This is a genomic window from Amycolatopsis sp. (genome assembly GCF_036008905.1).
GTDB lineage: Bacteria > Actinomycetota > Actinomycetes > Mycobacteriales > Pseudonocardiaceae > Amycolatopsis.
Genome location: NZ_DASYMU010000007.1, coordinates 97,949 through 104,282 on the forward strand (window position 1 = coordinate 97,949; position 6,334 = coordinate 104,282).

Annotated in this window: 8 protein-coding genes; 7 read left to right on the forward strand and 1 reads right to left on the reverse strand. The window is 70.0% G+C overall.

All coding sequences use genetic code 11. From position 1 onward, the window contains the following. The first annotated feature begins 16 nt into the window (after positions 1-16). From VGP60_RS01170 to VGP60_RS01200, 7 genes are all read left to right on the forward strand, one after another. Entirely contained in the window at positions 17-733 is a 717-nt protein-coding gene (locus VGP60_RS01170) for a serine protease (RefSeq protein WP_327545915.1), read from the forward strand. Between the two features lie 43 nt (positions 734-776). Beyond that, a complete protein-coding gene (gene rpe, locus VGP60_RS01175; protein WP_327545928.1) occupies positions 777-1,448 on the forward strand; it encodes a ribulose-phosphate 3-epimerase in 672 nt (223 codons plus the stop codon). Positions 1,449-1,453: 5 nt separating this feature from the next. After that, positions 1,454-2,473 carry a bifunctional diaminohydroxyphosphoribosylaminopyrimidine deaminase/5-amino-6-(5-phosphoribosylamino)uracil reductase RibD gene (ribD, locus tag VGP60_RS01180; protein WP_327545916.1) on the forward strand — a complete coding sequence of 340 codons (1,020 nt, stop codon included), beginning with the start codon at positions 1,454-1,456 and terminating at the stop codon, positions 2,471-2,473. A gap of 71 nt (positions 2,474-2,544) precedes the next feature. Continuing rightward, positions 2,545-3,174, forward strand: coding sequence for a riboflavin synthase (locus VGP60_RS01185; RefSeq protein ID WP_327545917.1), 630 nt, complete (start codon positions 2,545-2,547; stop codon positions 3,172-3,174). Positions 3,175-3,245: 71 nt separating this feature from the next. Further along, positions 3,246-4,502 (forward strand): bifunctional 3,4-dihydroxy-2-butanone-4-phosphate synthase/GTP cyclohydrolase II, encoded by a 1,257-nt coding sequence (locus tag VGP60_RS01190; protein ID WP_327545929.1) that lies wholly within the window; start codon positions 3,246-3,248, stop codon positions 4,500-4,502. Then, the gene (gene ribH / locus VGP60_RS01195) at positions 4,499-5,005 is read left to right on the forward strand and encodes a 6,7-dimethyl-8-ribityllumazine synthase (RefSeq protein ID WP_327545918.1); all 507 of its coding nucleotides are present in this window, start codon (positions 4,499-4,501) and stop codon (positions 5,003-5,005) included. Before VGP60_RS01190 ends, ribH begins: the two co-directional genes overlap by 4 nt. A gap of 5 nt (positions 5,006-5,010) precedes the next feature. Beyond that, positions 5,011-5,448, forward strand: coding sequence for a PH domain-containing protein (locus VGP60_RS01200; protein ID WP_327545930.1), 438 nt, complete (start codon positions 5,011-5,013; stop codon positions 5,446-5,448). 33 nt (positions 5,449-5,481) lie between these two features. Here VGP60_RS01200 and VGP60_RS01205 read toward each other — a convergent pair whose 3' ends face one another. After that, positions 5,482-6,258 carry an exodeoxyribonuclease III gene (locus VGP60_RS01205; RefSeq protein WP_327545919.1) on the reverse strand — a complete coding sequence of 259 codons (777 nt, stop codon included), beginning with the start codon at positions 6,256-6,258 and terminating at the stop codon, positions 5,482-5,484. Positions 6,259-6,334 lie beyond the last annotated feature (76 nt).

Genomic DNA, 6,334 nt, shown 5'->3' on the forward strand with positions numbered 1-6,334 from the left:
AGTGCTCCTCTGGACCATGATCATTCGCCGGTTCGCGGTGGTAGCGGTGGTGCTGGTCGCGGCTCTGGGGAACGTGTCCGCGGCGCAGGCGGTGGTCGGTGGCCGGGTCGCGGACGTCGATGAGTTCCCGTTCGCGCTGAGCCTGCAGCGCAGCGGCTGGGCCGGGTGGTCGCACACCTGCGGCGCGGTGCTGCTCAAGGAGTCCACCGCTGTCACGGCCGCGCCCTGCGTCGAAGGACATCCCGCGAGCCTGCGGATCCGGTACGGCAGCCTGATCCGCGACGAGGGCGAAATCGTGGCCATCACGTCGATCGAGCGTCACGACGACCTCGCGCTCCTGACGCTCGCCTCGCCGCTTCCCGTCGCCCCTGTTGCCCTCGCGGACGTCGACCCGGAACCGGGAACCATCGCCGAAGTCGTCGGCTGGGGCGAGACCACCGAGGGCGGCGACCCCGCCGACCTCCTGCGCGTCGCCGAAGTCCCGATCGTCGGCTGCGGCGCCGCCCTCTGCGCCGGCGCGGAAGGCGTCGGTGCGTGCGCCGGCGACCACGGCGGCCCCCTCTTGCTCGACGGTGCCCTCATCGGCGTCCTGCTCACCCACGGCTGCGGCCGCCCAGACGCCCCCGACCTCTATGCCCGCCCCCGCCGAAACGCCGTGAAGGCCACGTTGAGGGACTCTGAGTCCCTCAACGTGGCCTTCACGGCCTCGCCGCAGAGGGAGCAGGGCGGGTGACGTGGCACACCTCCTACACTCAGTAACCGTGGCCCACCGACCTCTGATCGCCCCGAGCATCCTGTCTGCCGACTTCGCCCGTCTCGGCGAGGAAATCCGCGCTGTCGCGGGTGAGGGCGACGCCCGCGCCGACTGGGTGCACGTCGACGTCATGGACGCGCATTTCGTCCCGAACCTGACGCTGGGCCTGCCGGTCGTCGAGTCGCTCATCAAGTCGACCGACGTGCCGATCGACTGCCATCTGATGATCGACGACCCGGATCGCTGGGCCGTCGGGTACGCCGAAGCGGGCGCGTACAACGTCACGGTGCACGTCGAGGCCGCGAGGGATCCGATCAAGATCGCCAAGGACCTGCGTGCGGCCGGCGCCAAGGCCGGGCTGTCGGTCAAGCCGAACACCCCGCTCAGCGACTACCTCGACGTCCTCAAGCACTACGACACGTTGCTCGTCATGTCGGTCGAACCGGGCTTCGGCGGTCAGTCGTTCATCGTCGACGTCCTCGAAAAGGTCCGCACCGCACGACGCCTGGTCGACACCGGCCACTTGAAACTCGTGGTCGAGATCGACGGCGGGATCAACGCCTCGACGATCGAGCAGGCCGCCGAAGCCGGCGTCGACTGCTTCGTCGCCGGGTCCGCGGTCTACGGCGCGGGCGATCCCGGCAAGGCCGTCGCCGCGCTTCGCGCCCAGGCCGCCGCAGCGGCAGCTCGCTGACCGACGTGGACCACGCGGGGGCGATGCGGCGGGCGATTTCGCTGAGCGAGGCCGCGCGGGGGACCACGAGCCCGAACCCGTCGGTCGGCGCGGTCATCCTCGACGAACACGGCGAGGTCGTCGGCGAAGGCGCCACCCAGCCGCCGGGCGGCCCGCACGCCGAGGTCATGGCCTTGCGGCAGGCGGGGGAGCGCGCCCGTGGCGGCATCGCGTTCGTGACGCTGGAGCCGTGCGCGCACCACGGCCGGACGCCGCCCTGCGCCGACGCGCTGGTCAAGGCCGGTCTCGCGGGCGTGCGCTACGCCGTCTCCGACCCGAACCCGGTCGCCTCGGGCGGCGGGGAGATCCTGCGCGCCGCGGGGATCGACGCCCAGCCGGGACTGCTCGTGGGCGAGGTCGAACACGGCCCGCTGCGCGCGTGGCTGCATTTCACCCGGACCGGACGTCCGCACGTGACCTGGAAGTACGCGTCCACGCTGGACGGCAGGGTGGCCGCCGCCGACGGCACGAGCAAGTGGATCTCCTCGCCGGAATCGCGGGCCGAAGTGCACTCGATTCGCGAAGGCCTCGACGCGATCATGGTCGGAACCGGGACGGTGCTCGCCGACGATCCCGCGCTGACGGCCCGGCTGGCCGACGGCACGCTCGCCGAGCGCCAGCCGCTGCGCGTCGTGGTGGGTACCGGCGAAATTCCGGCGACCGCGCGGGTGTTGGATGGCAGTGCGGAGACGGTGCGGATTCGGTCCCACGATCCGGACGAGGTGCTCGCGCTGCTCGCCGGTCGCGGGATAGTCGATGTGCTGCTGGAAGGCGGTCCACGGCTGGCGGGTGCCTTCGTCGAAGCCCACCGGGTGGACAGGATCCTGGCGTACCTCGCCCCCGCGCTGCTGGGTTCCGGCCCGATGGCGCTCGGAGACACGGGAGTGTCGACCATCACCGAGATACACCGCTGGTCGGTCGAAGGGGTCAGCATGAGCGGAGACGACGTGCGGATCTCGGCAGTGCCACTGTCGACGACGACGTGAGACCGGAGTTCAGCGTTCAAGGCGCAGTGTTCAAGGCACAGTGTTCGATGCAAACATGTGGAGGCAAGGCAGTGTTCACCGGCATAGTCGAGGAACTGGGCGAGGTCACCGCTGTCGAGCAGGTGCCCAACGCCGCGAGGTTGTCGGTGCACGGCCCGCTGGTCACCAGCGACGCGAAGCACGGCGACTCGATCGCGGTGAGCGGCGTCTGCCTCACGGTGGTGGACGTCTCCGGTTCGGAGTTCACCGTCGACGTCGTGCACGAGACGCTGCAGCGCTCCAGCCTCGCGAAGGTCAACGTCGGCGACAAGGTCAACCTCGAGCGCGCGACGGCCGTCGGGGACAGGCTCGGCGGGCACATCATGCAGGGCCACGTCGACGGGACCGGCGTGTACCTCTCGCGCGACCCGCAGGGGCTGACGCGGTTCGCACTTCCGGCCGCACTGGCTCGTTATGTGGTGGAAAAAGGTTCGATCGCGATCGACGGCGTGTCGCTGACGGTCGCCTCGATCACCGAGGACCAGTTCGCGATCGCGCTGATCCCGACCACTTTGGAGCTGACCACGCTGGGCCGCAACGAGCCCGGTGATCTGGTCAACCTCGAGGTGGACGTGGTGGCGAAGTACGTCGAGAAGCTGGCGATGCCGCACCTGACCGGTTCGGCGCACAATGTTGTGAGTGGCACTGAGGAGCAGGCGTGAGCGAGTCGAAGACAACGGCCGAGGCCGACAACTGGGCGGCGTCGTGTGGCGCCAAGGTCGACGCCTCGGTCATCGACCGGGCGATCGCGGACATCGCGGCGGGCCGCCCGGTCGTCGTGGTCGACGACGAGGACCGGGAAAACGAAGGCGACCTGATCTTCGCCGCCGAGAAGGCGACGCCTGAGCTGCTGGCCTTCATGGTCCGCTACACCTCGGGCTACGTGTGCGTCTCGCTGACGGAGGCCGAGGCCGACAGGCTCGACCTGCCGCCGATGTACCACACGAACCAGGACGCGCGCGGCACCGCGTACACCGTCACGGTCGACGCCGCCGAGGGCATCTCCACCGGCATCTCCGCGGCGGACAGGGCGCACACGATCCGCGTGCTCGCCGACCCGAAGTCCCAGGCCAGCGACCTGCGCCGGCCGGGACACGTCGTCCCGCTGCGGGCCAAGGAAGGCGGCGTCCTGCGCCGTCCCGGGCACACCGAAGCCGCTGTCGACCTGGCACGGCTCGCCGGGCTGCACCCCGCCGGTGTCCTCTGCGAGATCGTGTCGCAGAAGGACGAAGGCGACATGGCGCGCCGCGACGAGCTCGAGGTCTTCGCCGCCGACCACGATCTCCGGATCATCACCATCGCCGACCTCATCGCCTACATCCGGCGCACCGAGCGGCAGGTCGAGCGGGTCGCCGAGGCGCGGATCCCGCTGGCGCAGGGCACCTTCCGCGCGGTCGGCTACGACAGTCTCTTGGACGGTATCGAGCACCTCGCGTTCGTCTACGGCGAGATCGGCGACGGCGAGGACGTCCTGGTGCGGGTGCACTCGGAATGCCTGACCGGGGACGTGTTCGGCTCGCTGCGCTGCGACTGCGGCCCGCAGCTCGACGCGGCGCTCACGGCCGTCGCCGAAGAGGGCCGCGGCGTGGTGCTCTACATGCGCGGTCACGAAGGCCGCGGCATCGGCCTGCTCCACAAGCTGCAGGCCTACCAGCTGCAGGACACCGGCGCCGACACCGTGGACGCGAACCTCGCGCTCGGCATGCCCGCGGACGCCCGCGACTACGGCACCGGCGCGCAGATCCTCTGCGACCTCGGCATCCACTCGATGCGCCTGCTCACGAACAACCCGGCCAAGCGCGTCGGGCTCGAGGGCTACGGCCTGCGCGTGACCGGCCGTGTCTCGCTGCCGATCTCGCCGAACCCGGAGAACCTGCGGTACCTGCGGACCAAACGCGACCGCATGGGCCACGACCTCTCGCAGCTGGAGCAGTACGAGAACGGCGTGGCCGAGGCGGACGAGTCGAAGAACGGTGGAGGCACGCTGTGAGCGGCGAAGGACGCCCTGAAGTCCAGCTCGACCTGAGCGATTGCGCAAGCCTCCGGCTGGCGATCGTGGTCACCCGCTGGCACCCGAAGATCACCGACAGCCTGCTGGATCGGGCATTGGTGGCCGCGCGCGAGGCGAAGCTCGAAGAGGACCCGACGGTCGTCCGGGTCGCGGGTGCGATCGAACTGCCCGTCGTGGTCCAGGCGCTGGCCCGCAACCATGACGCTGTGGTCGCCCTCGGCGTGGTGATCCGCGGTGGGACCCCGCATTTCGAGTACGTCTGTGACGCCGTGACGGCCGGGCTCACCCGCGTGGCGCTCGACGAGTCGAAGCCCGTCGGCAACGGCGTGCTCACCTGCGACACCGAGCAGCAGGCGCTGGACCGGGCCGGGCTGCCGGGGTCCAAAGAGGACAAAGGACATGAGGCTACGGTCGCCGCGTTGGACACGGCCCACGTGCTGCGCAGCCTGCGTCAGCCGTGGACCGAGCGGGGTTTCGTGTGAGCACGATGACCGAAGAGACGTTGGTGATCCGCCCGCGCCGGGCGGCGTGGATGTCCGGGGTGCTGGCGGTGTTCCTGGTGGTGGTGTTCGCCGTCGTCGGGATCCTGCTGCGCAACTCCAAGACCGGTGCGATCTTCCAGCTGTCCGACCAGATCGCGATGATCGGCGTCGGGATCCTGCTGGCCGGGGCGACGCTGCTGTTCGCGATGCCGCGTGTCCGGGCGGACGCCGAGGGCATCGAGGTGCGCAACGTGCTGCTCACCCGCCGGTTCGCCTGGGGTGACGTGCTTTCGGTGACGTTCCCGGACGGCGCCTCCTGGGCGCGGCTCGAGCTTCCCGACGACGAGTACTACTCCGTCATGGCCGTCCAGGCCGTGGACCGCCAGCGCGCCGTCGAGGCCGTCCGCGCGCTTCGCCGCCTGCACCAGCAAGCCTGGACCTGACGCCCCGGGGAAGTGTCGACACTTTCCCCGGGCTCAGGTGAGGTCGACGACGACGGGCGCGTGGTCCGAGCCGCCCTTGCCCTTGCGCTCTTCTCGGTCCACATAGGAATCCGCGACCGCGCCCGCGAACTTTTCGTTGCCGTACACCAGGTCGATGCGCATCCCGTTGTTCTTCGGGAACGCGAGCTGCCGGTAGTCCCAGTAGGTGAACGGGACGTCGTAGCGCAGCGCGCGCGGCACGACGTCGACGAGCCCGGCGTCCCGCAGAGTCGCGAGTGCCTTGCGCTCGGGCTCGGTGACGTGGGTGGACTCGGTGAACAGCGAGATGTCCCAGACGTCGGCGTCGGTCGGCGCGATGTTGAAATCGCCGAGTACCGCGAACGGCCGGTCCGCGGCGGTCTCCGCGATCACGGTGCCCCGCAACGCTTCCAGCCACTCCAGCTTGTACGCGTAGTGCGCGTGGCCGACTTCGCGGCCGTTCGGCACATACACCGACCAGATCCGGACGCCACCGCACGTCGCGCCGATCGCGCGCGGCTCGGCGGCGTCCTCGTACCTCGGCTCGTCGAGCAGTCCGCGGGTCACGTCCTCGATGCCGATCTTCGACAGGATCGCGACGCCGTTCCAGCGCCCCAGCCCGTACGCGGCGACCTCGTAGCCGAGCGCCTGAACCTCGTCGTAGGGGAACTTCTCCGTGGTGCACTTGAGTTCCTGCAGGCAGAGCACGTCCGGCTTCGCGGATTCGAGCCAGGCGAGCAGCCGGGGCAGCCGGGCGCCGACGGAGTTCACGTTCCAGGTGGCGATACGCATCCCCCGAGGATGGCACAGGCCTCCGACAGGACCGCGGTCGTGAGTGCGTAACAGTGTTAGAACACTGTTGCGCACT

Excerpts from the sequence above, each read along its gene's own strand:
- VGP60_RS01170 (WP_327545915.1), top strand. The coding sequence starts at position 17 with ATGATCATTCGCCGGTTCGCGGTGGTAGCGGTGGTGCTGGTCGCGGCT.
- VGP60_RS01200 (WP_327545930.1), top strand. The coding sequence starts at position 5,011 with ATGACCGAAGAGACGTTGGTGATCCGCCCGCGCCGGGCGGCGTGGATG.
- VGP60_RS01205 (WP_327545919.1), bottom strand. The coding sequence starts at position 6,258 with ATGCGTATCGCCACCTGGAACGTGAACTCCGTCGGCGCCCGGCTGCCC.